This window comes from Stenotrophomonas sp. YJH_SMC_80 (assembly GCF_059372495.1).
Genome location: NZ_JCAFVP010000012.1, coordinates 67,601 through 91,435, shown reverse-complemented (window position 1 = coordinate 91,435; position 23,835 = coordinate 67,601). Strand labels below are relative to the sequence as shown.

Genomic DNA, 23,835 nt, shown 5'->3' with positions numbered 1-23,835 from the left:
GCGTTACTCCGCCAGGTCCTGCGGCGAGATGTCATCCACCAGCCGGCCGTGGTCGAGGATCAGCACGCGCTTGCGCATGCGGCGCAGCAGCGGCAGGTCGTGGCTGACCACCAGCACGCTGGTGCCGCGCGCGGGCAGCTCGGCGAACAGGGCCATGATCTCCGCCGCCAGGGTCGGGTCGAGGTTGCCGGTCGGCTCATCGGCCACCAGCAGCTTGGGCTCACCGACGATGGCGCGGGCGATGCCGACGCGCTGCTGCTCACCGGCCGACAGCTGCGAGGGCAGCGCCTTCTCGCGGTGGCCCAGGCCCATCCGTTCCAGCACCGAGCGCACGCGCTTGCTGATGTCGCCACGGCGGGTGCCGCGCAGGATCAGCGGCAGCGCCACGTTCTCGGCGATCGAGCGGTCCATCAGCAGGCGGTGGTCCTGGTAGACCGCACCCACCGCGCGACGGTGGCGGGGCACATCGCCGCCACGCACCTTCAGCAGGTTGCGCTCGTCGAACACCACCGCGCCACGGCTGGGCCGCTCGTCCAGGTGGATCAACTTGAGCAGGGTGCTTTTGCCCGCACCGGAATGGCCGGTGACGAACAGCATCTCGCCCGGCGCGACCTCGAAGCTGACATCGGTCAGTGCCTCGTGGCCACCGGCGTACTGTTTGCTGACATTGTCGAAGCGCAGGACACTCATGCCCCGATTATGCAGGACCGGCGCGACGTCGTGGAGACGGTCACACGATCGGTAGTGCCGGCCGCTGGCCGGCAACCCACACAACTGCCGGCCAGGGTGGGTGCCGACCGTTGGTCGGCACGCCCTTGAAGCCACCCGACCAACGGTCGGGTGCTACCCGCTGATCGACAGCGCCGATCAGCTACCCGACAGCATCCGGCGGATCTTGCGGCCGATGCGGGTCAGGAACGAATCGCCGGTATCAGCAGCCGTGCGCACCGGCTTGGCCACCACCTGCACCGGCGTGACCGGGCTGGCGCCATTGCCGGCGGCGTTCTGCACGCCCTCGGCACCCTCGACCGGACGACCGTGGCGACGGCGGCGGCGCTTGCGCGGCTTGTGCTCGCCGTCCGCAGCACCTTCCGGTGCGCCTTCGGCGCGCGGCGGGCGCGGCGGACGCGGGGCCTGGGCAGCGGCGCCTTCGGCACCGGCGGCCGGCGCGGGAGCGCCCTGCTCGCCTTCCGCGCGTGGCTTGCGCGGGCCACGCGAACGGCGTTCGCCGCTGCGCTCACCGTCACGGCCACCACGGCCACCACCACCGCCGCCGGAACGGCCGCCACTGCGGCCACCGCCCCGACGCTCTTCCTCGGCGGCGCGGGCTTCGCGCGCTTCGCGGAAGATCTGGCCGACGCTTTCGTTGTCCTCGCCTTCCTCGCCTGCAGCCGGAGCCGGGCGTTCCGGGCGCGGCAGCGGGGTCAGCAGTTCCTTGGTGACCGGCTCGGACGGGATCTTCTGCTCGATATAGGCCTCGATGTCCGGCAGGCCCATGGCGTAGCGCTCGCAGGCGAAGCTGATCGCGTCGCCCTCTTCACCCAGGCGCGCGGTGCGGCCGATGCGATGCACGTAGTCTTCGGCGTCGAACGGCAGGTCGTAGTTGTAGACGTACTTGATGCCGTCGATGTGCAGGCCGCGCGCAGCCACGTCGGTGGCCACCAGGATTTCCAGCTGGCCCTTCTGGAAGCGGTTGAGCAGGCTCTCGCGCTTCTTCTGCGGCACGTCGCCGGACAGCACGCCGACGCGGTAGCCGGCCTTTTCCAGCGAACGCGCCACGCGCTCGACGAACACCTTGGTGTTGACGAAGACCATGGTGCGCGCGCCTTCGCTGCGCGACAGCAGGCCCAGCAGCAGCGGGATCTTCTCGTCGTCGGCCGGGAAGTAGATGCGCTGGCGCACGCGCGCGGCGGTGATGGTCTCGGCTTCGACCACCAGCTTCTGCGGCTCGTTCATGTGCTCGTAGGCCAGCTCCAGCACGCGGTGGCTGAGGGTGGCACTGAACAGCAGGGTCTGGCGGGTGGTGCGCTCCGGCATGCGGCGCAGCAGGAAGCGGATGTCCTTGATGAAGCCCAGGTCGAACATGCGGTCGGCTTCGTCCAGCACGCAGATCTCGCAGGCGTGCAGCGACACCACCTTGTGCTGCTTGACGTAGTCGATCAGGCGGCCCGGGGTGGCGATGATCACGTCCACGCCCTGCTGCAGCAGCTCGCGCTGCTTGTCGTAATCCACGCCGCCGTAGACCAGGGCGAAGCGCAGGCCCAGGTCGGAACCGAACTTCACCGCATCCTTGTGGATCTGGATGGCCAGCTCGCGGGTCGGGGCGAGGATCAGCGCACGCGGATCTTCCGGCTTGCGATCGGCCAGCGCCGGACGCGTCAGCAGGCGGTTCACGACAGCGACCAGGAAGGCCAGGGTCTTGCCGGTGCCGGTCTGGGCCTGGCCGGCAACATCACCGCCGGGCAGCGCGACCGGCAGGGTCAGCGCCTGGATCGGGGTGCAGCGGGTGAATCCGGCTCCTTCAAGGCCGGCCTGCAGGGCCGGGTGCAGCTCGAAGGAGGAAAAGGTCAAATCGGTCAGCGGTTTGTCGCTCATGAGTCCGTCTTGGTATGGCCGCCGGCCCGTGGGGCGGCTGGCACTTCATCGTCTAGGGGCACCGTCGCAAACTGCGGCCCCTGCGGCGGGTTGGCAGGCTGGGACCACCCGGTCCGCGCGCCGCACAATGGCCCAGTTTAACGCACTCGGGCCGGCAAACCGGAATGCCCTGTCTCACCGGATGGAGAGACGGCGCGCCTTCATCCAGCCACACGGGACTTGAACGACCCCGCCGGTCCCGCTGGTGTCGCCCGCTGCCACCCCCATCTTCGGGAAGACAGTGAAATCCGACACATACCGGGCTTCGAAGCGATCACGATACGCTGGGTTCCAGCCTGCGCCTGTCCCCGCCCTGCGATAGGGGTACACTGCCGGCCGTGAGCGTCCAGGCATCCCGCCGAACGCACCGCGGCAGTGCGCCGCGAGGCAACGACGAGGGTCGCGCCACCGGGCATGGCCCAGTTCACCCACCTCCGGCATGGCCGGGTGCAATCCAAGACGAGAAACCAAGATGAGCGACAAGGTTGTACATGTCGGCGACGCCGACTTTGATAGCGCAGTGCTGAATTCCAAGGAACCGGTGCTGGTCGATTTCTGGGCCGAATGGTGTGGCCCGTGCAAGATGATCGCCCCGGCGCTGGACGAACTGGCCGATGCCTACCAGGGCCGCGCCAAGATCGCCAAGGTCAACGTCGACCACAATCGTGCGCTGGCCGCCAAGTACCACGTGCGTTCGATCCCGTACCTGGTCGTGTTCAAGGACGGCGAGAAGGTCGGCGAGCAGATCGGTGCGGTGGGCAAGGCCCAGCTGGCCGGCCTGCTGGACAAGGCCCTGGCCTGATCCTGCTGTTTTCCGGCAGCCGCCACCCGCGGCTGCCGGCGGACGCCCTGCGTCCATGATGAATGCTGTTCCCGGCAGCCCTTGCACGGCGCCGCAGGCCGATGATAGTGTCGGCACATCCGGCCGCGTTCGCGTGCCGCACCCTCTGGACGCAGTTTCTTCCAGACCCATTCCCAACGTTCGCCGCCCCAGCCGGGCGCTCGCACCTTCAAGCGAGGAATAACGCTCTTGTCCGATAACACTTCCGAAACCGGCAGCGCCGATGCGCCCGCCGAAAAGCGCGTGCGCAAGCCCCGCGTGAGCAAGGCCGCCGCCCCGGCAGCCGCCGAAACCAGCGCCGCTCCGGCGCAGCCGACCCTGCCGCTGGCCGCCGCGCCCGAGGCACCGGCCCCCGCCCCCGCACCGAGCGCGCCCGCCGCCGAGACCCCTGCCAGCAGTGGCGGTGGCGAAGGTGGTGAGGGTCGCGAATCCGGCCAGCCGCGGCAGCAGAACCACCAGGGCGGTGGCCAGAACCAGGGCCAGAACCCGTACAACCAGAACGGCCAGCAGGGCCAGGGGCAAGGCCAGGGCAACCGCCGTGACCGCTTCCGCAACCGCCGCGACCGTGACCGTGACCGCAACAACAACCGCTTCCGCGACGACGGCATGCCCAACGACGGCGGCGAGCAGCAGCCCTTCGTGCCGCGTCCGCACGCCAACGTGCCGGAAGGCTTCCCGGTCTATTCGCTGAGCGACCTCAAGCGCATGCCGGCACAGAAGCTGCTGGAAATCGCCGAGCAGCTGCAGATCTCCGAAGGCGTGGCACGCGCCCGCAAGCAGGATGTGATCTTCGCCCTGCTGAAGGTACTGACCCGCCACGGTGACGGCGTCGCCGCCGACGGCGTGCTGGAAATCCTGCCGGACGGCTTCGGCTTCCTGCGCGCGGCCGAAGCCAGCTACCTGGCCGGCCCGGACGACACCTATATCTCGCCCAGCCAGATCCGCCGCTTCAACCTGCGCACCGGCGACCATATCTCCGGCCGCATCCGCTTCCCGAAGGACGGCGAGCGCTACTTTGCGCTGAACATCGTCGACACCATCAACGGCGAGCCGATCGAAGCGTCGAAGAACAAGGTGCTGTTCGAGAACCTGACCGCCCTGTTCCCGCGCCGCCGCTTCACCCTGGAGCGCGGCAACGGTTCGTCGGAAGACATCACCGGCCGCATCCTCGACCTGATGGCGCCGCAGGGCAAGGGCCAGCGCTCGCTCATCGTGTCGCAGCCGAAGGCCGGCAAGACCATGATGATGCAGCAGGTCGCCACCGCCATCACCACCAACCACCCGGACGTGCACCTGATCGTGCTGCTGATCGACGAGCGCCCGGAAGAGGTGACCGAAATGCAGCGCACGGTGCGCGGCGAGGTCATCAGCTCGACCTTCGACGAACCGGCCGCGCGCCACGTGCAGGTGGCCGAAATGGTCATCGAGCGCGCCAAGCGCCTGGTCGAGCACAAGAAGGACGTGGTCATCCTGCTCGACTCGATCACCCGCCTGGCCCGCGCCTACAACAACGTGGTGCCGAGCTCGGGCAAGGTGCTGACCGGTGGTGTGGACGCCAACGCCCTGCACCGCCCGAAGCGCTTCTTCGGTGCCGCGCGCAACGTGGAAGAAGGCGGCAGCCTGACCATCATCGCCACTGCGCTGGTCGACACCGGCTCGAAGATGGACGAGGTGATCTACGAAGAGTTCAAGGGCACCGGCAACAGCGAAGTGCACCTGAGCCGTCGCATCGCTGAAAAGCGCGTGTTCCCGGCGATCGACATCAACCGTTCAGGCACCCGCCGCGAAGACCTGCTGATCGAACCGGAACTGCTGCAGAAGATCTGGATCCTGCGCAAGCTGCTGCATCCGATGGATGAAATGGCCGCGATGGAGTTCCTGCTCGACAAGATGAAGAACACCAAGTCCAACGACGAGTTCTTCGGTTCGATGAAGCGCTGATCCACGGCATTGCATCGAAAAGAACCTGCCGCTCGCTGCGGCAGGTTTTTTTTTACCTGCAGGGCGACCCACTTCACTTCACCGCCGCCCGGTTTTGGCGATAATCCGCCCGATGCCCTGCCCGGCCCCGAGGGCCTGGCCACCGATTCCCGCTGTCGCCCCTTCCGGAGAACCGGTCGGGTCCAGCCTCCTGCCGGATCCGTCGAAGCATGCGAACGCTGTCTCCCCGCCTCAACCTGGGCAAGCTGATCCTCGCCCTGGCCCTGCTCAGCGCCATCATCGCGCTGGCCAACACCCTGCTGGCCAGCTACCGGGTGCAGCGCGACCAGCTGGTCGGCAACACCCTGGAGGCCAACCGCGTCTACGCCACCAAACTGGCCGAAACGACCCAGAACTTCCTGCTGGCTGCCCAGCAGGAACTGGCCTACGCCGCCACGCGGCTCGGCCAGGGCAACCTCGACCCGGCACAGGCCCAGGACGAAGCCAGCCGCCTGCAGCTGCAGACCAACAGCTTCAACTCTTCGCTGGTGGTGGATGCCGACGGCCTGGTGATCGCCACCTCGCCGCAGACCCTGCAGCTGCAGGGCGAAGTGCTGCACAGCGTCGGCAACAATGCCGCGCTGGCCGCGCGCCAGCCGATGATCAGCGACCCGTACCAGTCGGCCACCGGCAAGCTGCTGGTCTCGCTGTCGCACCCGATCTTCGATCGCCAGGGCCACTACCGTGGTTACGTCAGCGGCACCCTGTACCTGCGCCAGCGCAGCGCACTGCACACGCTGCTGGGCAAGCACTACTACCGTGATGGTTCCTACCTGTACGTGGTCGATCGCCATGGCCGCCTGCTGTACCACGCCGATGGCAAGCGGGTAGGCGACTACGTGGTCGGCAACCCCGCAGTAAAGGCCGTGGTGCGCGGCGAGCGTGGCGCGCAGCAGGTGCGCAACAACCTGGGCGTGTCGATGCTGGCCGGCTATGCGCCGGTGGCGGCCACCGGCTGGGGCATCATCGCCCAGCGCCCGACCGAGGCCACGCTGCAGCCGCTGTCGCGGTTGATGACTGCGGTAATCTGGAACGCAATCCCGCTGGGCCTGCTGTCGCTGCTGATCACCTGGTGGTTCGCCCGACGCATCTCGATGCCGCTGTGGCAGCTCGCACGCAACGTGCAGGGCGGCGAAGACACCGGCAATGCGATCAACCACGTCAGCGGCATCCGAGCGTGGTACTTCGAGGTCGCCCAGCTCAAGCAGGCGGTACTGCACAGCTTCAATGCACTGCAGGACCGCATCGGCACGCTCAACCGCGCCAGCCGCACCGATCCGCTGACCAGTCTTCTCAACCGCCGCGGCCTGCAGCAGGCGCTGGATGCCCTGCAGGTACAGGGCATCCCGTTCGCGATCCTGGCGCTGGACATCGATCGCTTCAAATCGATCAATGACAACCACGGCCATGACGTCGGCGACGCTGCCATCGTCCACATCGCCAACCAGATGCGCCGCTACTCGCGCGACAGCGACATCCTCTGCCGCGCCGGCGGCGAGGAGTTCCTGCTGCTGTTGCCGGGCATCAGCGCCGAGTCAGCGCGACAGGCTGGCGAGCGTCTGCGCCAGCACATTGCCGACCATCCGTTTGAACCGGTCGGCACCATCACCGTCTCGCTGGGCGTGGCCCACTTCCCCAGCTTCCATGTCGATGCCGAGCAGGCGCTGCGGCTGGCCGACAAGGCGCTGTACCTGGCCAAGGAGCAGGGCCGCAACCGGGTGGTGGTCTACCCCTACGCCGATTGACGCGAAGCCGGGCTGGCCGGCTCCGCAGTGATCGTCAGCCCTGCTCCAGCGGCGTCAGCAGACGCAGGCCGCGCTTGGCGCCGTCGACCATGTAGATGCCGCCCTCGGGCAGCAGGTCGCTGCCGGCCTGCTCGATCGCATCTGCCTTCCGCCACGGCACGGCCTGCCGCGGGCCCGGGATGAAGGCACGCCAGCGGCCATAGCGCTCCGCTCCATTGGGATCATCGTTCAGGCCGAAATTGACCGGTATGCGTACCGTCCAGCTGTCGCGGGTGCTGGCTTCGCCGGTGGTCGGTGGGTTGAACGTCCACTTGCGGGCACTGCTGACGGCGGCCCTGGCCAGGATTTCGCGCATCTTGGCAAGGGTGCGCTCGCGTCCGACCACGGTCATGTTCACCTGCTCGGCAATCACATCGGCCACCGTGCCGTCACGCGCGATCCTGACCACCAGCAGCACTTCGCCTTGGCCGCCGCTCCGATAGACCTCTTCCGGATAACGCGGGGGCGCCATGCGACCTTGGGTCACCGAATCTGTGGCTTTCTCATCGTACTCGCTGAAGTTGACGCTGGTCATGCTGACTTCGTAGCCACCATCGGCCATGGCTTTGCCCCGCAGGCGCACCCGCAATGGCGCACGTGCCGCCACCGCCGTGCCATCGCGCAGGGTGGGTTCGAAGCGCCAGCCACCGATGGTGCCCTCCACGAAGGACGCGATGCTCGGAGACAGCATCGACTTCTGGTCCAGTACCAACGAACTGACCGCGCCCTCGGGCGTGACCTCGATATGGCCAGAGAGCACCATGCTCATCTCCGCGGTGGCACGCACCGCGCGCGTGGTCTGCGCGCTGGCATCGCCGGCGAACAGCGGAGCGCCGGCACCGACGGCCAACGCGAGAGCGAGGAACAATGGGGAACGCATCATTGCCGGATCCTTGGTGATGAAGGGCGAGAGTACCTCAGTCCCAACACCCATGACAGCTGGCTCACGCCAACCGGTGCGCGCCAGCATAGGGCGGCGTGTCCGGATAGTCACCTCGGGCGAAGCGTTCCTGCAGGCCCTGCCACCAGCCCGGGTCGAACAGGTGCCGGTAGTGCTCGCGCACCGCTGCCAGCTCTGCAGCGGGCAGGCCCATGAACGGGCCGAAGCGCTCGGGAAACACGTCGCGCGGACCGACATGGAACCATGGCTCATCGGACATCGCTTCCTCCGGCGTACGCGGCTGCGGCCAGGCGCGGAACACGCAGTCGCTGACCAGGCACAGCTCGTCGTAGTCGTAGAATACGGCCCGGCCATGCCGTGATACGCCGAAATTCTTTGGCAGCATGTCACCGGGGAAGATGTTGTTGCGCGCCATGTCGGTGATCGCCTGCGCATAGTCGAGCACCGCCGCCCGCACTGCCTCCGCGCCCTGCTCGCGCAGGTAGAGATTCAAGGGACGAAAACGACGCTGCACATAGCACAGTGCGACTTCGACCTCATCGCCATCGATGCGTACGCTCTGCGCGCACTGCTGCAGCAGTTCACCCAGCAGGGCCGGCGCAAAACGCTCGCGCGGAAAGCGCAGGTGGCGATAGGGCTGTGCGTCGAGCAGGCGGCCGACACGATCGAGGTTGAACACCAGTGCGTACTTCTCTTCCACCTGCTGCCGCGACATCGCCTTGGGCCACGCGAAACGGTCGCGGATCAGCTTGAACACCAGCGGGTAACTGGGCAGGGTGAACACCGCCATGACCATGCCCGGCGTGCCCTCTGCATGCACCAGCCGCTCCTGCGGGTGCTCGTTGAAATGACGGAAGAAGGTGCGGTAGCGCTCGGTCTTGCCCTGCTTGGCGCGGCCCAGCACGGTGTAGATCTCATCGATGGGCTTGCCCGGCAGCAGACTGCGCAGGAACACCACCGCATCACCTACCGTGGCCAGGTTGGCCTGGAAGTAACTGCGCGACACGCCGAACAGGTGGGCCACGTCCCGGCGCCGGGTCAGCACCGCATCGGCGCGCAGGCCACGCTCGTCGTTCACCAGGGCAATCACGCACGGCGAGAACCGGTGCTCGCCGAACACGCGGCCAACCAGGTAAGCGCGGCGCTCGCGGTAGAACACCGTGTCGAGCAGCTCGATGCTGCGTACCGGCGTATCGCCCCAGTGGGCCAGGTCATCCTGCAGGCGCACCGCGATGGCCGCGGCGCAGCGCAGCTGGTGCGCATAGGGGATATCGAAGCGATAGTCGGCCAGCACCCGCTGCAGCGCCTCCACCGGCCGCGTCGGCGAAACCGCGTAGGTATGCCGCGCCACCGGGTGGGTGATGGCATCGGAGGGTTCGACATCGAAGGCGATGAACTCCAGCGCCGGGTCCACGCCCCGGGTGGCAAACAGGCGCCGCGACAACGTGTTGTAGAAGGTCTTGTACAGCTCGGCGTCGATCAGGCCCTGCAGCAGCGCGCTATAGCGGGCGTGCACCCGCAACCACAGCACGCGCTCGCCGATCGCGTCACCGGCAAGGCGGCGCAGCGCATCCATCTGCTCGGCGATGCACAGGTCGTACAGGGCGATGCGCTCGACCGCATCCTGTCGCGCACCGGCCCAGTTGCGCTGCTCGAAGCGCTGCCGCGCCCGCGCGGTGATCGCCGCAAAGCGGGCGTGGTACTGCTCGAAACCGTCGCGGATGGCTACCGCGATGCGCGGTGCCAGCTCGGCAGCGATGTCAGGCCTGGACATGCATGGCTCACCCGGAAGGACCGGCTTCACCATACGCTGGCGTGTGCGATGCCGTCGAGCGCGGAGGTGGTGCCGGCCCCTGGCCGGCAGCACCTGGACCGTCGATGGATCGATGCAGATGCCGGCCGGCAGCCGGCACTACTGGCTCAGATCGCCAGTTCGGCTTCCACGTCCTGCACCTTGCGCCGCGCCAATGCCAGGTTGGACCTGGTACGGTCCAGCACGATGTAGAAGAACAGGCCCTTCTTCTTCGCCACCGGGCGCATGATGTGGTACGCCTTGCCCAACGAGATCAGGATGTCCTCGATGCTGTCGTTGAGGTTCAGCGATGCGGCGGTCTTCATCTTGGCACGGATCACTTCGGTGTTGCCGGCGGCGGCCACTTCCATGTCCATGCCGGCACCGGCTTCGCCCAGCAGCATGCCGCTTTCATAGTCGACCAGCGCCACTGCCTGCGCGCCGTCGATGCCCATCAGTGCGTTCAACGATTCATTCAGTCCAGCCACGTCGCACCCCTTGTCGATGTTGGTTCGAGCCCCTCGTTCCCCTGCGGCCGGGCTCACGATCCGCCGAGTTCGGCCAGGATCGCCTGGCCACATTCCCTGCTCTGCCACAGCACCTGGCCGATCACGCTTCGCTGGTCGCAGGCCGCCATCAGCAGCAACGGCACGCGCCCCTCGGCCTGGATCGCCAGCATCAGCACCTTGCCGCCCGCGGCTTCCAGCATCAGCGTCTGCAGATCCCCAAGCACCAGTTCGCGCCCCACTGCTGCAGCCAGCGCCAGCATCGCGCTGGTCATCGCTGCCAGGCGTTCACCGCGCCCTTCGGCACCGGCACTGACCAGGGCGAAGCCATCCACACTGGCCAGCACCACCGTACGTATGCCTTCCACCCGCTGCTGCAGGTCTCGCAGCAAGGGCTGCAGGCGCTCACGCTGGCCGGCGTCGGGCAGTAGCGCCACCTGTCCGTCAGCCATGCGCGGCCACCAGTGCGTGCGCTTCCATCTCGCCCATCAATACATCCATCAGCAGCAATCCCTGTTCGCGGTCGCGGATATCCACGGCCAGTAGCGGCAGCGGCTGGTCATCAAGGCAGGCAAGGGCGGCCCAGTCATCCAGCGCGGCGTGCGGTGCCTGGTCAAGATGGGTGACGGCCACCACCAGCGCCAATGACGATGCGAACGGCCGCAACACCTGCAGATAATCCTCCAGTTCGGCAACCACGCCCGCGCGCCGCGCATCCAGCAGCAGCACGGCGCCGCGGGCGCCCTGCAGCAGGATCGGCCAGAGGAAATCGAAACGCTGCTGTCCCGGCGTGCCATACAGGCGCAGCCGCTCGCCATTGGGCAGGTCGATATCTGCATAGTCCAGGGCGACGGTGGTGGAGGCCTTGTCGGCACCGAGGCGGTCGCTGTTGGCCACGTCGGTGTCGACCACCGCGCCGGCCGCGATGCTGCGCACCAGGGTCGACTTGCCACTGCCCATGCCACCCAGCACCACCACCTTGTGCTCACGCATTGCGTTCGCTCCCACGCAGGTGACGCCACAGACGGGCGAGCAGGCCGTTGTCAGCGCCGGCAGCGCGTTCCGCCAGCGGTACCGCCGGCGCTGCCTGCAGCTGCGCGTAACCGCACAGGTAAGCGGCATGGATGAAATCACGCACGGCCGCAGGCGGCAGATCAAGCAACATCGCGCACTCGTCCACCGTGCACGCGCGCTTGAGCAGCAGCGAGCACAGGCGGAAGCCATCATGGTCATGGCCCAGCACACGGAAATCGGGCCAGCGCAGCAGCTTTACCGAAGCACCGCGCAGGCGTTCGTCCAGTGCCTGCCAATGGCGGCTGCGTTGCGCCCATTGCCACAGCAGCGGCCGCAGTGGCTGGCGTGGCCGCTCGCCGGCCAGGCCATGCAGGCGTGCGGGTGTCAGCGCATCCAGCTGCAGGCGTTCGAAGGCATCGGCCAAACGCTCCACCAGGGCCGTAGCCGGTTCCTGCAGCAGCACGGCCTGGTCATGCTCCAGGTCCATCAGCAGCAGAGGCTCGCCCGCATCACTCAAAAGGGCCTGGCCCTGTCGCAGCGGCAGCCGCTCGCGCAGCAGACGGGTGATGGCATGCGCACCATCAGCCAGGCGGATCGGTGCGGGTGCGTGCATGGCCAAGGGCTCCACTGCCAACTGCATGCGACGCAGCGCGCGACCGATGGCACTGTCATCAAGCACGTCCTGGTGCCCGTCGCCATCACGCAGCTGGCCGCCGATGTCTTCGATCCAGCACTGCAGTCGCGGACGCTGCTGGCGCATGCGCTGGGCCGCGTTGCGCAGCGCCGGCGTATCGCGGATGACCAGCAGGTCGCAATCGTCCAGGTCCTGGCTGCGGCGGATCTGGCCGTCCGGCAGGGCCGATGCCACGCGCAGCCGCTGCAGCAGGGCCTGCTCGCCCTGGATGTCGGTTCCCACTACCAGCACGCGTGCCATCCGTGTTCCCCGTGCGGCCACCTCCCCGGTGGCCTCGCGTCGCCAAGGCTAGGGCATCGCCAGCGGCAGCCGTCGTGATCGACTGCTCAGATCGAGGGCGGTTGCAGACGGTGCCCGATCAGTTCTGCGACGGCCATCGCGGGCAAGTTTCATGCCTCGTTGACGACATTCCGACAGCCGACGGGAATCACGGTTCTGGACGCGGGTCGAATGGGGTCAGATCCCTTTTGCATGGCAAAAGGGTTCTGACCCGGAGCCCAAAAGAAACCCGCGCCGAAGCGCGGGTTCCGGTGTCACGACCGAACGGCGATGATCAGCCGCGCAGCTGCTCCAGCGCGGCGTTGAAGGTCGCGCTCGGGCGCATCGCCTTGCTCGCCTTGGCGACGTCCGGGCGGTAGTAGCCGCCGATGTCCACGGCCTCGCCCTGCACCGCGATCAGCTCTTCGACGATCTTCTGCTCGTTGTCGGTCAGTGCCTTGGCCAGCGGTGCGAAGCGTGCCTTCAGTGCCGCATCTTCGTCCTGTGCGGCCAGCGCCTGCGCCCAGTACAGCGCGATGTAGAAGTGGCTGCCACGGTTGTCGATGCCACCCAGCTTGCGCGACGGCGACTTGTCGTTGTCCAGGAACTGGCCGTTGGCTTCGTCCAGCGCCTTGGCCAGCACGCGGGCGGCGGCGTTGTCGTAGCGGTTGCCCAGGTGTTCCAGCGACGCGGCCAGGGCCAGGAACTCACCCAGCGAATCCCAGCGCAGGTAGTCCTCTTCGACGAACTGCTGCACGTGCTTCGGGGCCGAACCACCGGCGCCGGTCTCGAACAGGCCGCCACCGGCCATCAGCGGCACGATCGACAGCATCTTGGCGCTGGTGCCCAGCTCCATGATCGGGAACAGGTCGGTCAGGTAGTCGCGCAGCACGTTGCCGGTCACCGAGATGGTGTCCTCGCCCTTGCGGATGCGGTCCAGCGAGAACGCGGTGGCTTCCACCGGCGGCAGGATGCGGATGTCCAGGCCGGTGGTGTCGTGGTCCTTCAGGTACTGCTCGACCTTGGCGATGACCTGCGCGTCGTGGGCGCGGGCGGCATCCAGCCAGAACACGGCCGGGGTGCTGCTCAGGCGGGCGCGTTCGACGGCCAGCTTGACCCAGTCCTGGATCGGCGCGTCCTTGGTCTGGCACATGCGCCAGATGTCACCGGCTTCCACGGCGTGTTCGAACACCACGGTGCCGGCATCGTCGGTGACCTTGACCACGCCGTCGGCGGCGATCTGGAAGGTCTTGTCGTGCGAACCGTACTCCTCGGCCTTCTGCGCCATCAGGCCGACGTTCGGCACCGAGCCCATGGTGGCCGGGTCGAAGGCGCCGTGCGCCTTGCAGTCGTCGATGACGGCCTGGTACACGCCGGCGTAGCAGCGGTCCGGAATGACCGCCTTGGTGTCCTGCAGCTTGCCTTCGGCATTCCACATCTTGCCGGAGTCGCGGATCATCGCCGGCATCGAGGCGTCGACGATCACGTCGCTTGGCACGTGCAGGTTGGTGATGCCCTTGTCCGAATTGACCATGGCCACGCCCGGACGCTGCGCGTACTCGGCGGCCAGGTCGGCTTCGATCGCGGCGCGGGTGGCTTCCGGCAGCGACGGCAGGCGCGCAGCCAGGTCACCGATGCCGTTGTTGGCATCGAAACCGGCCTGCTTGAGCACGTCGGCGTGCTTGGCCAGCACGTCCTTGTAGAACTCGTTGACCGCCACACCGAACATGATCGGGTCGGAGACCTTCATCATGGTCGCCTTCAGGTGCAGCGAGAACAGCACGCCCTGGGCCTTGGCATCGGCGATCTGCTCACCGATGAACGCGGCCAGCGCCTTGCGGCTCATGACGGCGGCATCGACGATCTCGCCGGCCTTGACCGTGGTCTTTTCCTTCAGCACGACGGCGCTGCCGTCCTTGCCGTGGAAGGTGATCTTCAGCGCACCGGCGTTGGCCAGGGTGGCCGACTTCTCGCTGCCGTAGAAATCGCCGGCGGCCATGTGCGCGACGTGCGACTTCGAATCCGACGCCCAGGCGCCCATGCGGTGCGGGTGCTTGCGCGCGTAGTTCTTCACCGACAGCGGTGCACGGCGGTCGGAGTTGCCTTCGCGCAGCACCGGGTTCACCGCACTGCCCTTGACCTTGTCGTAGCGCGCCTTGTAGTCGCGCTGCTGGTCATCGGCCGGGGTTTCCGGGTAATCCGGCAGCGGATAGCCCTGGTCCTGCAGTTCCTTGATGGCCGCCTTCAACTGCGGCACCGAGGCGGAGATGTTCGGCAGCTTGATGATGTTGGCGTCCGGGGTGGTCGCCAGCTGGCCCAGCTCGGCCAGGTCGTCGCTGACCTTCTGCGCGTCGGACAGCAGTTCCGGGAACTGCGACAGGATGCGGCCGGACAGCGAGATGTCACGGGTTTCCACCACGATGCCGGCAGTGGCGGTATAGGCGTCGACGATCGGCAGCAGCGACTGGGTCGCCAGGAACGGTGCTTCGTCGGTCAGCGTGTAGAGGATCTTGGACATGGGGGACTTGGACTCTGTAGCAATGCTCAGGGGAAGGCCGGCGCCAGCGCCGGGCCACGTGCAACCGTGTCGCTTTCCCCCGTCGCCGTCAGGGTGGGCGCGCGGCGGGGAAACCCCTGCATTGTCGCGTTTTCAGCCGCGCGGGGCAAAGCCGCGCCATACGCGGCGGTACTGCACGGCGGCAACGCTGTGATCCATCCCCGCACGGCGTGGATCTGCGCGAACGCAGCCCTCAGTGGATCCACGCCATGCATGGATGAAGCCAACCACCGGCCAATAAAAAAGGACGCAGCCTTGCGGCTGCGTCCATCGTGAGTCCTGCCGGGAGAGAGTCGGCAGGACTTACTTGACCTCGAACTCCTGCGGCGTTCCAGCCGCCTTGCCATCGACCGTGACCTCGGCGCGGTACTTGCCGGCCGGCCAGCCCTTTGCATTCTTGAACGTGACGTTGGTGGTCTCCGCGCCGCTGGCATTCAGGGTCGCGGTCTGTTCGCCGGCCACCTGGCCGTCCTGGAAGGTCAGCTTGGCACCGACATTGACGTTGTTGGCGGCGCCATCGGTCTTGACCGAGACGATGACATCATCCTTCGGCGAGAACAGTGCAGCCGGGGCGACCGATTTGTCGGCGGCAGCGGTCTTGCCCACGGTGACGGTGGAAACGCTGACCGCGGCAGCTTCCGCCATCGGCGGCGGTGCACCGGTCATCGGTGCCGGCGCTGCCGGCTCGGCCGGAGCCGTGGCGGCCGGAGCGGCGTTGGTGTCGGTTGACTCTTCCTTCTTCTTGCAACCGACCAGGGCAACGCTGCCCAGCAGGGCGGCGATCAGGGCGGTCTGGAGCGGGGTGGTCTTGATCATTCGGGGTTCCTCCCAGGGATTGTCGGACGGCGTTTGATCGCCGGCTTACTTCGGCGGCAGTTTCAGGGTCTGGCCCGGGAAGATCTTGTCCGGTTCGTCAAGCACATCGCGATTGGCTTCGAAGATCTTCTTCCAGGCGTTGGCGTCGCCCAGATGCTGCTTGGCGATCTTCGACAGCGAGTCACCCTTCTGCACGGTATAGGTGCCGCCGCTGACGATCTCGGCGGTGCTGTCCACCGAAGCGCTCACGCCGGAGAAGTCCGCCTTCGGCACCTGCTCGGCGGTACTGTCGACGCTGGCGCTGACGCCGGAGAAATCGGCTTTCTTCTCGGTACTCATCCACAACTCCCGTCTGCATGACTACGTGGCTCGCACGGTGCCATGGCGGTTGTTAAATGGGGATGGTGCAGATGTGAAGCCGCCCCGGGGGGCGGCTGAACAATCGGGAGAGACGGTGCCCGGTAGTGCCGGCCACTGGCCGGCTGTGCCAGTGGGATCCGGCCTTGGCCGATTGCCGGCCAGCGGCCGGCACTACCCGTAACCGCCTGCGAATCATGGGAGTGCCGGCCGCTGGCCGGTGTTCGCCGGGCATGGCCCGGCACAACGGGCAACCGCCTGCGGCGGCTACTGGCGCAGTTCGCGGTAGGTCGCGGCCGGGGCGGCAATGCCGGGACTGGCGCGCCACGGGTTGATGTCCAGGCCGCCACGTCGGGTATAGCGCGCCTCCACTTCCAGCCATTGCGGCTGGCAGCGCGCAGACACCTCGCTGAAGATCCGCTCAACGCACTGCTCGTGGAACTCGGCGTGCTCGCGGTAGCTGACCAGATAGCGCAGCAGGCCGGCACGATCGATCTTCGGCCCGCGGTAACGCAGGCTGACCGTCGCCCAGTCCGGCTGGCCGGTGACCGGGCAGTTGGACTTCAGCAGTGCCGAGACCAGGGTCTCCTCCACCACCTCACCGGCATTGGCCGAGAGAAAGTCCGCCTGCGGCGGGCCGTAGCAGTCGATCTCCAGCTCCAGCCCGTCGATGGATTCACCGAGCGGCGTCTCGCGCAGGCCCGGCAGCCCGAACTCGACCTGGACCGGCGCACCGGCACAATCCGACAGATCCGCCACGATGCGCGCGCGCAGTGCCTCGGCGCTGTCGATGCGGGTGCTGTTGAGGGAGTTGAGGTACAGCTTGAACGACTTCGATTCGATCAGCCGCGGCGACGTGCACGGCACCTGCACGGTGGCCACGGCCACCTGCGGCTTGCCACGCGGGTCGAGCCAGCTCAGCTCGAAGGCGTGCCAGCGGTCATGGCCGACGAACGGCAGCGCGGCCTCATCGAGGCCGATCTCGGCGCGGGCGCCGCTGCGGGGGATGGGAAACAGCAGGCCGGGATCGTACTGCGACGGGTAACTGACCTCGCGACCGAGGCTGGAATCCTGTGGGGTGTTCATGGGGGTCATTGTATCGCGCGGACGGCGTGCCTTCGGCCGGGCCGGCCAACGGCGGAGCCCCTCCGTGGTGGTTCAGGCACGATCTCGGGGTCGGTCGGGAGGGTGGGTTGGCTGGGGGCCGCTGCAAGTACGTCCATGTAAGCTCGGTCGCCGCATCCATGCGGCTCACGCCCCCAGCCAACCCACCCTCCCGGCCATGGACAATTTCCCGCGCCACCACGGGAAAGATCAGAAAAATCAAGATCAAAAGCCGATCCTTCAGACGTTCATGACGTCCGCCGTGTCGACTAAGGTCGACACCCACCAAAGCAGGATGTCGTTCCGACAGCCGCGGGAAACTGTCGAAGGCGGGGTGGGTCCGGTGGCAGGGGCGTGAGCCGCATGGATGCGGCGACCGAGCTTACATGGACGTACTTGCAGCGTCCCCTGCCACCGGACCCACCCCGCCATCCCGCGGAATGCCCGCTTTTGACGTTGACGTTGATTTAGGCGGGTGCAGGGCTGCAAGCCCTGCCGGAAACCCTCACCCCGCCGGAGTGCCGGCACCGTGCAGGTAATCCAGGCTCACCTGCAGCAGCGCGCGCAGTCCGACATCCAGCGCCTTCTCATCCAGCAGGAACTTCGGGGAGTGGTTCGCCGGCGCCGTCGCCGGGTCGATGCCCACGCTGGTGGAACCAACGAAGAAGAACATCCCCGGCACTTCCTTCGCGTACAGCGAGAAATCCTCCGCGCCCATCTGCAGCGGTGGCTCGTACACGTTGTCCTTGCCCACCACCGCCTGCAGGCTCGGCAGCATCTTCGCGGTCAGCGCCGGGTCGTTCACCGTGGCCGGGTTGCCTTCTGATTCGTAGATGTCGGTCACCGCCTTCGCACCGTGCGCGGCGGCGGTGTGTTCGGCCACGTTGCGCAGGTCGGCGAAGATCTGCTGGCGCATGCCCTCGTCGAAGGTGCGGATGGTGCCGACCATCTCCACCTCGTCCGGAATGATGTTGTAGCGGATGCCGCCGTTGATCGCACCGAAGGTCAGCACCGCCGGTTGCTTGGACAGGTTGGCGCGGCGGCTGACGATGGTCTGCGCGGTGCCGACCAGATCGGCGGTGGCCACGATCGGGTCGACACCGTTCCACGGTGCCGAGCCGTGCGTCTGGCGACCGATCACCTTGATCCCGAAACGATCCGAGGCGGCCATCAATGGGCCACCGCGCACCGCGATCTGGCCGGCTTGCACGCTGGAGAACACATGCAGTCCAAACACCGCCTCCGGCTTGAAGTCGGCGAACAGGCCTTCCTTCAGCATCAGCGCGGCACCGCCCTCTTCCGGCGGCGGTGCGCCTTCCTCGGCCGGCTGGAAGATCAGCATCACCTGGCCCGGCAGGTCCTTCTTCATCGACACCAGCGCTTCGGCCACGCCCAGCAGGGTGGCGGTGTGCGCGTCATGGCCGCAGGCATGCATCACGCCCACGGTCTGGCCGCGGTACTGGTCGGTGGCCTTGGAGGCGAACGGCAGCCCGGTCTGTTCGGTTACCGGCAGCGCGTCCATGTCCGCACGCAGCGCGATCTTCGGGCCGGGCTTGCCGCCTTCGATGATCGCCACCACGCCGTGGTGGGCGATGCCGGTCTTCGGCTTCAGGCCCATCGCACGCAGGCGCTTGGCGACCTCGGCCGAGGTGCGCGCCTCGCGGTTGGACAGTTCCGGGTGCTGATGGAAGTCGCGGCGCCATTCAACCACCTTGGCCTGCAGGCGCTGGGCAGCAGCGGTCACTTCGGGGCGTTGCCCGTCCTGGGCGTGGGCAACGGCCGGCAGGGCCAGCAGCAGGGCGGACAGCAGCAGCGAACGGCGCATCGCAATCTCCACAGCAAGAGGGGTCCAGCTGAATGTAGGGCAACACCGCCGCCACGGGAACCTCCGCGGCCGGATCCGGTCTTAGCGCCCGTCCCATCCGTCATGCAGGAAACGTGATGTGGCACAGGTATGCTTTGCGCATTGCCAACCGGGGCCGCGCCCCGTCCAGCCCTCTTGGAGTCCTCGTAATGTCACGTGTTTGGAAGATCGTGCTGCTGGTCGTGGCGGTTCTGGTACTGGCCGTGGTCGGCCTGCGCGTCATCGGCGGGGGCAAGGACAAGGCTGGAAAGCCGGCAGCGGGAGCGCGCCAGGGTGGCGAAGACCCGGATGCCGGCCCGGTGCCGGTGACCGTGGTCCAGGCCACGCACCAGGACGTACCGGTGTATGCCAGCGCACTGGGTACCGTGACGGCAATGAACACCGTCACCGTCAGCCCGCAGGTCGGTGGCCAGCTGATGAGCCTGAACTTCCGCGAAGGCCAGGAAGTGAAGAAGGGCGACGTGCTGGCAGTGATCGATCCACGCACTGCCCAGGCCAGCTACGACCAGGCCGCGGCAGCCAAGCGCCAGAACGAGGCGCTGCTGGCCACCGCGCGCTCCAACTACCAGCGCTCCAATGCGCCGGAGTATCGCCAGTTCGTCGCCAAGACCGATCTGGATACACAGCGAAACCAAGTGGCACAGTACGAAAGCGCAGTCGCGGCGAACGAAGCCAGCATGCGCTCGGCACAGGTGCAGCTGCAGTACACCAGGGTCACCGCACCGATCACCGGCATCGCCGGCATCCGCGCGGTCGACGCGGGCAACGTGGTCAACGCCGGCACCGCGCTGGTCACCCTGACCCAGATCCACCCGATCCACGTCCTGTTCAACCTGCCCGAACGCCAGCTCGGCGACGTGCGCCAGGCGCAGGCCGCCGGCGCGGTGCCGGTGGCGGCACTGGACCGCGCCGACTCGCACGTGCTGTCCGGCGACGGCAAGCTGGACGTGGTCGACAACCTGATCAGTGCCGACAGCGGCACCTTCAAGGCGCGCGCGCTGTTCGACAACACCGACAACGGCCTGTGGCCGGGCCAGTTCGTCAACGTGCGCATGCAGCTGCGCACGATTGCCGGCGGCGTGGTCATTCCGACCCAGGCCGTGCTGCGTGGGCCGGATGGCGAGTACGTCTACGTCGTGCAGGGCGACAACACGGTGAAGATGCAGACCGTGCGCAGCGGCGTGGAAGTGGGCGACAGCCAGGTGCAGATCGCCGAAGGCCTGAAGGGCGGCGAGCGGGTGGTCAGTGAAGGCCAGTTCCGCCTGAAGCCGGGCAGCAAGGTCACCGCGCTGAAGCCGGGCGAAACCCCGGCCGCACCGACCGAGGCCGAGCTGAAGGCGGCCGAACAGAAGAACGGTGGCGGCGGTGGCCGTCGCGGTGGCGGTCCGCGCTGAGCGCAGGCCACGGTTCTCCCTCGCGCCGGCGGACCCGCCGGCGCCGACATTGAAGTGCCAGCAAGGATCAGTCCGTGGGCTTTTCGACGATCTTCATCCGCCGCCCGATCGCTACCTCGCTGTTGATGGCGGGCCTGTTGCTGCTGGGCATCCTCGGTTACCGCAAGCTGCCGGTGTCGGCGCTGCCGGAAATCGATGCGCCCAGCCTGGTGGTCACCACCCAGTACCCCGGCGCAAACGCCACCACTATGGCCTCGCTGGTCACCACGCCGCTGGAGCGCCAGTTCGGGCAGATCTCCGGGCTGGAGCTGATGACCTCCGACTCGTCGGCTGGCTTGTCCACGATCATCCTGCAGTTCTCGATGGACCGCGACATCGACATCGCCGCGCAGGACGTGCAGGCGGCGATCCGCCAGGCCACCCTGCCCTCGTCGCTGCCCTACCAGCCGGTCTACAACCGGGTGAACCCGGCCGACGCGGCCATCGTCACCCTGAAACTGACCTCTGACACGCGCCCGCTGCGCGACGTCAACAATTACGCCGACTCGATCCTGGCCCAGCGCCTGTCGCAGGTGCAGGGCGTCGGCCTGGTCTCGATTGCCGGCAACGTGCGCCCGGCCGTGCGCATCCAGGTCAATCCGGCGCAGCTGTCGAACATGGGCCTGACCCTGGAACAGCTGCGCAGCGCGCTCACCCAAGCCAACGTCAATGCGCCCAAGGGCTCGTTGAACGGCAAGACCCAGTCCTACAGCATCGGCACCAACGACCAGCTGGCCAGCGCCGCCGAGTACCGCGACACCATCATCAGCTACAAGAACGGCCGCCCGGTGCGGCTGTCCGACGTGGCCGAGGTGGTCGACGGCGTGGAGAACGACCAGCTGGCGGCCTGGGCCGATGGCAAGCCGGCGGTGCTGCTGGAAGTGCGCCGCCAGCCGGGCGCCAACATCGTGCAGACCGTCGAGCGCATCCGCGCGATCCTGCCGCAGCTGCAGGGCGTGCTGCCGGCCGACGTGCACCTGGAGATCTTCAACGACCGCACCGAGACCATCCGCGCCTCGGTGCACGAAGTGCAGTTCACCCTGATCCTCACCATCGGCCTGGTGGTGGCGGTGATCTTCGTATTCCTGCGCCGGCTGTGGGCCACGATCATTCCCTCGGTGGCGGTGCCGCTGTCGCTGGCCGGCACCTTCGCGGTGATGGCCTTTGCCGGCATGTCGCTGGACAACCTCTCGCTGATGGCGCTGGTGGTGGCCACCGGCTTCGTGGTCGACGATGCGATCGTGATGATCGAGAACATCGTGCGTTACATCGAGCAGGGCAAGAGTGGCAAGGAAGCGGCCGAGATCGGCGCACGCCAGATCGGCTTCACCGTGCTGTCGCTGACGGTCTCGCTGGTGGCGGTGTTCCTGCCGCTGCTGCTGATGCCTGGCGTCACCGGCCGCCTGTTCCACGAGTTCGCCTGGGTGCTGAGCATCGCCGTGGTGCTGTCGATGCTGATCTCGCTGACGCTGACCCCGATGATGTGCGCCTACCTGCTCAAGCCCGACGCCCTGCCCGAAGGCGAGGACGCGCACGAGCGTGCAGCGGCGGCCGGCAAGCAGAACCTGTGGACGCGCACCGTCGGCCTGTACGAGCACAGCCTGGACTGGGTGCTGGGCCACCAGCGCCTGACCCTGGCCGTGGCCGGTGGCGCGCTGGTATTGACCGTGCTGCTGTACGTGCTGATTCCCAAGGGGCTGCTGCCCGAGCAGGACACCGGCCTGATCACCGGCGTGGTGCAGGCCGACCAGAACATCGCTTTCCCGCAGATGGAACAGCGCACAAGGCAGGTTGCCGAAGCGCTGCGCCAGGATCCGGACGTGACCGGCGTGTCGGCGTTCATCGGTGCCGGCAGCATGAACCCCACGCTCAACCAGGGCCAGCTGTCGATCGTGCTGAAGGAGCGCAGCCAGCGTGATGGCCTGGATGAGATCCTGCCGCGCCTGCAGAAGGCGGTAGCCGGTATTCCGGGCGTGGCCCTGTACCTGAAACCGGTGCAGGACGTGACCCTCGATACCCGCGTGGCCGCCACCGAATACCAGTACTCGCTGTCGGACGTGGACAGCGCCGAAGTGGCCACGCAGGCCACGCGCCTGACCGAAGCGCTGCGCAAGCGCCCGGAACTGGCCGACGTGGACAACAACCTGTCCAACCAGGGCCGCGCGCTTGAACTGAACATCGACCGCGACAAGGCCAGTGTGCTGGGCGTGCCGATGCAGACCATCGACGACACGCTCTACGATGCCTTCGGCCAGCGCCAGATCTCGACCATCTTCACCGAACTCAACCAGTATCGGGTTGTGCTGGAAGTGGCGCCGGAGTTCCGCACCAGCACCGCGCTGATGGAACAGCTGGCCGTGGCTTCCAATGGCGCCGGCGCGCTGACCGGCACCAATGCCACCAGCTTCGGCCAGGTTACCTCGTCCAACTCGTCCACCGCCACCGGCATCGGCGCGCAGAACACCGGCATCACGGTCGGCGCCGGCAACATCATCCCGCTGTCGGCGCTGGCCGAAGGCAAGGTCAGCAGTGCGCCGCTGGTGGTCAGCCACCAGCAGCAGCTGCCGGCGGTAACGGTTTCGTTCAACGTGGCGCCGGGCTATTCGCTGTCCGAAGCGGTGCGTGCGATCCAGGAGACCAAGGACAGCCTGGACATGCCGGCACACCTGCATGCCGAGTTCATCGGCAAGGCCGCCGAATTCACCGGCAGCCAGACCGATGTGGTGTGGCTGCTGCTGGCCTCGCTGGTGGTGATCTACATCGTGCTCGGCGTGCTCTACGAGAGCTACATCCACCCGATCACGATCATCTCCACGCTGCCACCGGCCGGCGTCGGCGCGCTGCTGGCGCTGATGCTGTGCGGGCTGAGCCTGTCGGTGGACGGCATCGTCGGCATCGTGCTGCTGATCGGCATCGTCAAGAAGAACGGCATCATGATGGTGGACTTCGCGATCGAGGCGCGTCGCGCCGGTGCCAACGCGCATGAAGCGATCCGCCGCGCCTGCCTGCTGCGCTTCCGCCCGATCATGATGACCACCGCCGCGGCAATGCTCGGCGCACTGCCGCTGGCGCTGGGCACCGGCATCGGCTCGGAGCTGCGCCGCCCGCTGGGCATCGCCATCGTCGGCGGCCTGCTGCTGTCGCAGCTGGTCACGCTGTACACAACGCCGGTGATCTACCTGTACATGGAACGCTTCTCCGAATGGCTGGCGCGCCGCCGCGAGCAGCGCGCACTGCGCAACGGTTCGCTGCAGGAGCCGCAGGCATGATCCACGCCCCGCTGCTGCGGTGGGCCGCACG

The 23,835-nt window shown here is 67.3% G+C and carries 18 protein-coding genes; 5 read left to right on the top strand and 13 right to left on the bottom strand.

All coding sequences use genetic code 11. The annotated features are described in order from the left end of the window. Positions 1 to 3: 3 nt before the first annotated feature. The gene (gene ftsE, locus AC5P99_RS17260) at positions 4 to 690 is read right to left on the bottom strand and encodes a cell division ATP-binding protein FtsE (protein WP_005411273.1); all 687 of its coding nucleotides are present in this window, start codon (positions 688 to 690) and stop codon (positions 4 to 6) included. Positions 691 to 867: 177 nt separating this feature from the next. Beyond that, positions 868 to 2,595 carry an ATP-dependent RNA helicase RhlB gene (gene rhlB / locus AC5P99_RS17255; protein ID WP_088436950.1) on the bottom strand — a complete coding sequence of 576 codons (1,728 nt, stop codon included), beginning with the start codon at positions 2,593 to 2,595 and terminating at the stop codon, positions 868 to 870. Between the two features lie 511 nt (positions 2,596 to 3,106). On the opposite strand from rhlB, the gene trxA reads away from it, so the two are divergent. From trxA to AC5P99_RS17240, 3 genes are all read left to right on the top strand, one after another. After that, positions 3,107 to 3,436 (top strand): thioredoxin, encoded by a 330-nt coding sequence (trxA, locus tag AC5P99_RS17250; RefSeq protein WP_005411275.1) that lies wholly within the window; start codon positions 3,107 to 3,109, stop codon positions 3,434 to 3,436. Positions 3,437 to 3,664: 228 nt separating this feature from the next. After that, complete coding sequence (gene rho, locus AC5P99_RS17245) at positions 3,665 to 5,416, top strand: transcription termination factor Rho (protein WP_187756987.1); 1,752 nt, start codon at positions 3,665 to 3,667, stop codon at positions 5,414 to 5,416. A 209-nt stretch (positions 5,417 to 5,625) separates the two neighbouring features. Further along, on the top strand, positions 5,626 to 7,200 hold the full coding sequence (locus AC5P99_RS17240; RefSeq protein ID WP_088431065.1) for a sensor domain-containing diguanylate cyclase: 1,575 nt from the start codon (positions 5,626 to 5,628) through the stop codon (positions 7,198 to 7,200). Between the two features lie 34 nt (positions 7,201 to 7,234). Here the strand turns inward: AC5P99_RS17240 and AC5P99_RS17235 are convergent, their stop codons facing one another. The 11 genes from AC5P99_RS17235 to AC5P99_RS17185 form a co-directional block, all read right to left on the bottom strand. Continuing rightward, positions 7,235 to 8,122, bottom strand: a complete 888-nt coding sequence (locus tag AC5P99_RS17235) for an energy transducer TonB (protein ID WP_049448528.1) — start codon at positions 8,120 to 8,122, stop codon at positions 7,235 to 7,237. A 61-nt stretch (positions 8,123 to 8,183) separates the two neighbouring features. Beyond that, positions 8,184 to 9,914, bottom strand: a complete 1,731-nt coding sequence (gene aceK / locus AC5P99_RS17230) for a bifunctional isocitrate dehydrogenase kinase/phosphatase (RefSeq protein ID WP_099527822.1) — start codon at positions 9,912 to 9,914, stop codon at positions 8,184 to 8,186. 146 nt (positions 9,915 to 10,060) lie between these two features. Then, positions 10,061 to 10,420: a hypothetical protein gene (locus tag AC5P99_RS17225; protein ID WP_005411280.1), complete on the bottom strand. Its 360-nt coding sequence runs from the start codon at positions 10,418 to 10,420 to the stop codon at positions 10,061 to 10,063. Between the two features lie 53 nt (positions 10,421 to 10,473). Further along, entirely contained in the window at positions 10,474 to 10,890 is a 417-nt protein-coding gene (locus AC5P99_RS17220; protein ID WP_005411281.1) for a roadblock/LC7 domain-containing protein, read from the bottom strand. Then, positions 10,883 to 11,431, bottom strand: a complete 549-nt coding sequence (locus tag AC5P99_RS17215; protein WP_495213357.1) for a GTP-binding protein — start codon at positions 11,429 to 11,431, stop codon at positions 10,883 to 10,885. The genes AC5P99_RS17220 and AC5P99_RS17215 overlap by 8 nt, the downstream gene beginning before the upstream one ends. Continuing rightward, a complete protein-coding gene (locus AC5P99_RS17210) occupies positions 11,424 to 12,386 on the bottom strand; it encodes a hypothetical protein (protein WP_024957688.1) in 963 nt (320 codons plus the stop codon). The genes AC5P99_RS17215 and AC5P99_RS17210 overlap by 8 nt, the downstream gene beginning before the upstream one ends. A 313-nt stretch (positions 12,387 to 12,699) precedes the next feature. Continuing rightward, on the bottom strand, positions 12,700 to 14,922 hold the full coding sequence (locus AC5P99_RS17205; RefSeq protein WP_099606105.1) for an NADP-dependent isocitrate dehydrogenase: 2,223 nt from the start codon (positions 14,920 to 14,922) through the stop codon (positions 12,700 to 12,702). 342 nt (positions 14,923 to 15,264) lie between these two features. Next, positions 15,265 to 15,777, bottom strand: a complete 513-nt coding sequence (locus AC5P99_RS17200; RefSeq protein WP_005411286.1) for a hypothetical protein — start codon at positions 15,775 to 15,777, stop codon at positions 15,265 to 15,267. Positions 15,778 to 15,822: 45 nt separating this feature from the next. Then, positions 15,823 to 16,116 (bottom strand): LysM peptidoglycan-binding domain-containing protein, encoded by a 294-nt coding sequence (locus AC5P99_RS17195; protein ID WP_495213356.1) that lies wholly within the window; start codon positions 16,114 to 16,116, stop codon positions 15,823 to 15,825. 285 nt (positions 16,117 to 16,401) lie between these two features. Next, the gene (queF, locus tag AC5P99_RS17190; protein WP_033833570.1) at positions 16,402 to 17,220 is read right to left on the bottom strand and encodes an NADPH-dependent 7-cyano-7-deazaguanine reductase QueF; all 819 of its coding nucleotides are present in this window, start codon (positions 17,218 to 17,220) and stop codon (positions 16,402 to 16,404) included. A gap of 523 nt (positions 17,221 to 17,743) precedes the next feature. Continuing rightward, complete coding sequence (locus tag AC5P99_RS17185) at positions 17,744 to 19,063, bottom strand: M20 family metallopeptidase (RefSeq protein ID WP_012481426.1); 1,320 nt, start codon at positions 19,061 to 19,063, stop codon at positions 17,744 to 17,746. Positions 19,064 to 19,251: 188 nt separating this feature from the next. Between AC5P99_RS17185 and AC5P99_RS17180 the strand changes: the two genes are divergently transcribed. Further along, positions 19,252 to 20,496, top strand: a complete 1,245-nt coding sequence (locus tag AC5P99_RS17180) for an efflux RND transporter periplasmic adaptor subunit (RefSeq protein ID WP_012481427.1) — start codon at positions 19,252 to 19,254, stop codon at positions 20,494 to 20,496. Positions 20,497 to 20,570: 74 nt separating this feature from the next. Then, positions 20,571 to 23,804 carry an efflux RND transporter permease subunit gene (locus AC5P99_RS17175; RefSeq protein WP_005414680.1) on the top strand — a complete coding sequence of 1,078 codons (3,234 nt, stop codon included), beginning with the start codon at positions 20,571 to 20,573 and terminating at the stop codon, positions 23,802 to 23,804. Positions 23,805 to 23,835: the final 31 nt, after the last annotated feature.

Bases quoted from the DNA above. Each gene is read 5' to 3' on its own strand.
- ftsE (WP_005411273.1), bottom strand. From the start codon at position 690: ATGAGTGTCCTGCGCTTCGACAATGTCAGCAAACAGTACGCCGGTGGC.
- rhlB (WP_088436950.1), bottom strand. From the start codon at position 2,595: ATGAGCGACAAACCGCTGACCGATTTGACCTTTTCCTCCTTCGAGCTG.
- trxA (WP_005411275.1), top strand. From the start codon at position 3,107: ATGAGCGACAAGGTTGTACATGTCGGCGACGCCGACTTTGATAGCGCA.
- AC5P99_RS17240 (WP_088431065.1), top strand. From the start codon at position 5,626: ATGCGAACGCTGTCTCCCCGCCTCAACCTGGGCAAGCTGATCCTCGCC.
- AC5P99_RS17235 (WP_049448528.1), bottom strand. From the start codon at position 8,122: ATGATGCGTTCCCCATTGTTCCTCGCTCTCGCGTTGGCCGTCGGTGCC.
- aceK (WP_099527822.1), bottom strand. From the start codon at position 9,914: ATGTCCAGGCCTGACATCGCTGCCGAGCTGGCACCGCGCATCGCGGTA.
- AC5P99_RS17220 (WP_005411281.1), bottom strand. From the start codon at position 10,890: ATGGCTGACGGACAGGTGGCGCTACTGCCCGACGCCGGCCAGCGTGAG.
- AC5P99_RS17215 (WP_495213357.1), bottom strand. From the start codon at position 11,431: ATGCGTGAGCACAAGGTGGTGGTGCTGGGTGGCATGGGCAGTGGCAAG.
- AC5P99_RS17210 (WP_024957688.1), bottom strand. From the start codon at position 12,386: ATGGCACGCGTGCTGGTAGTGGGAACCGACATCCAGGGCGAGCAGGCC.
- AC5P99_RS17205 (WP_099606105.1), bottom strand. From the start codon at position 14,922: ATGTCCAAGATCCTCTACACGCTGACCGACGAAGCACCGTTCCTGGCG.
- AC5P99_RS17200 (WP_005411286.1), bottom strand. From the start codon at position 15,777: ATGATCAAGACCACCCCGCTCCAGACCGCCCTGATCGCCGCCCTGCTG.
- AC5P99_RS17195 (WP_495213356.1), bottom strand. From the start codon at position 16,116: ATGAGTACCGAGAAGAAAGCCGATTTCTCCGGCGTCAGCGCCAGCGTC.
- queF (WP_033833570.1), bottom strand. From the start codon at position 17,220: ATGAACACCCCACAGGATTCCAGCCTCGGTCGCGAGGTCAGTTACCCG.
- AC5P99_RS17185 (WP_012481426.1), bottom strand. From the start codon at position 19,063: ATGCGCCGTTCGCTGCTGCTGTCCGCCCTGCTGCTGGCCCTGCCGGCC.
- AC5P99_RS17180 (WP_012481427.1), top strand. From the start codon at position 19,252: ATGTCACGTGTTTGGAAGATCGTGCTGCTGGTCGTGGCGGTTCTGGTA.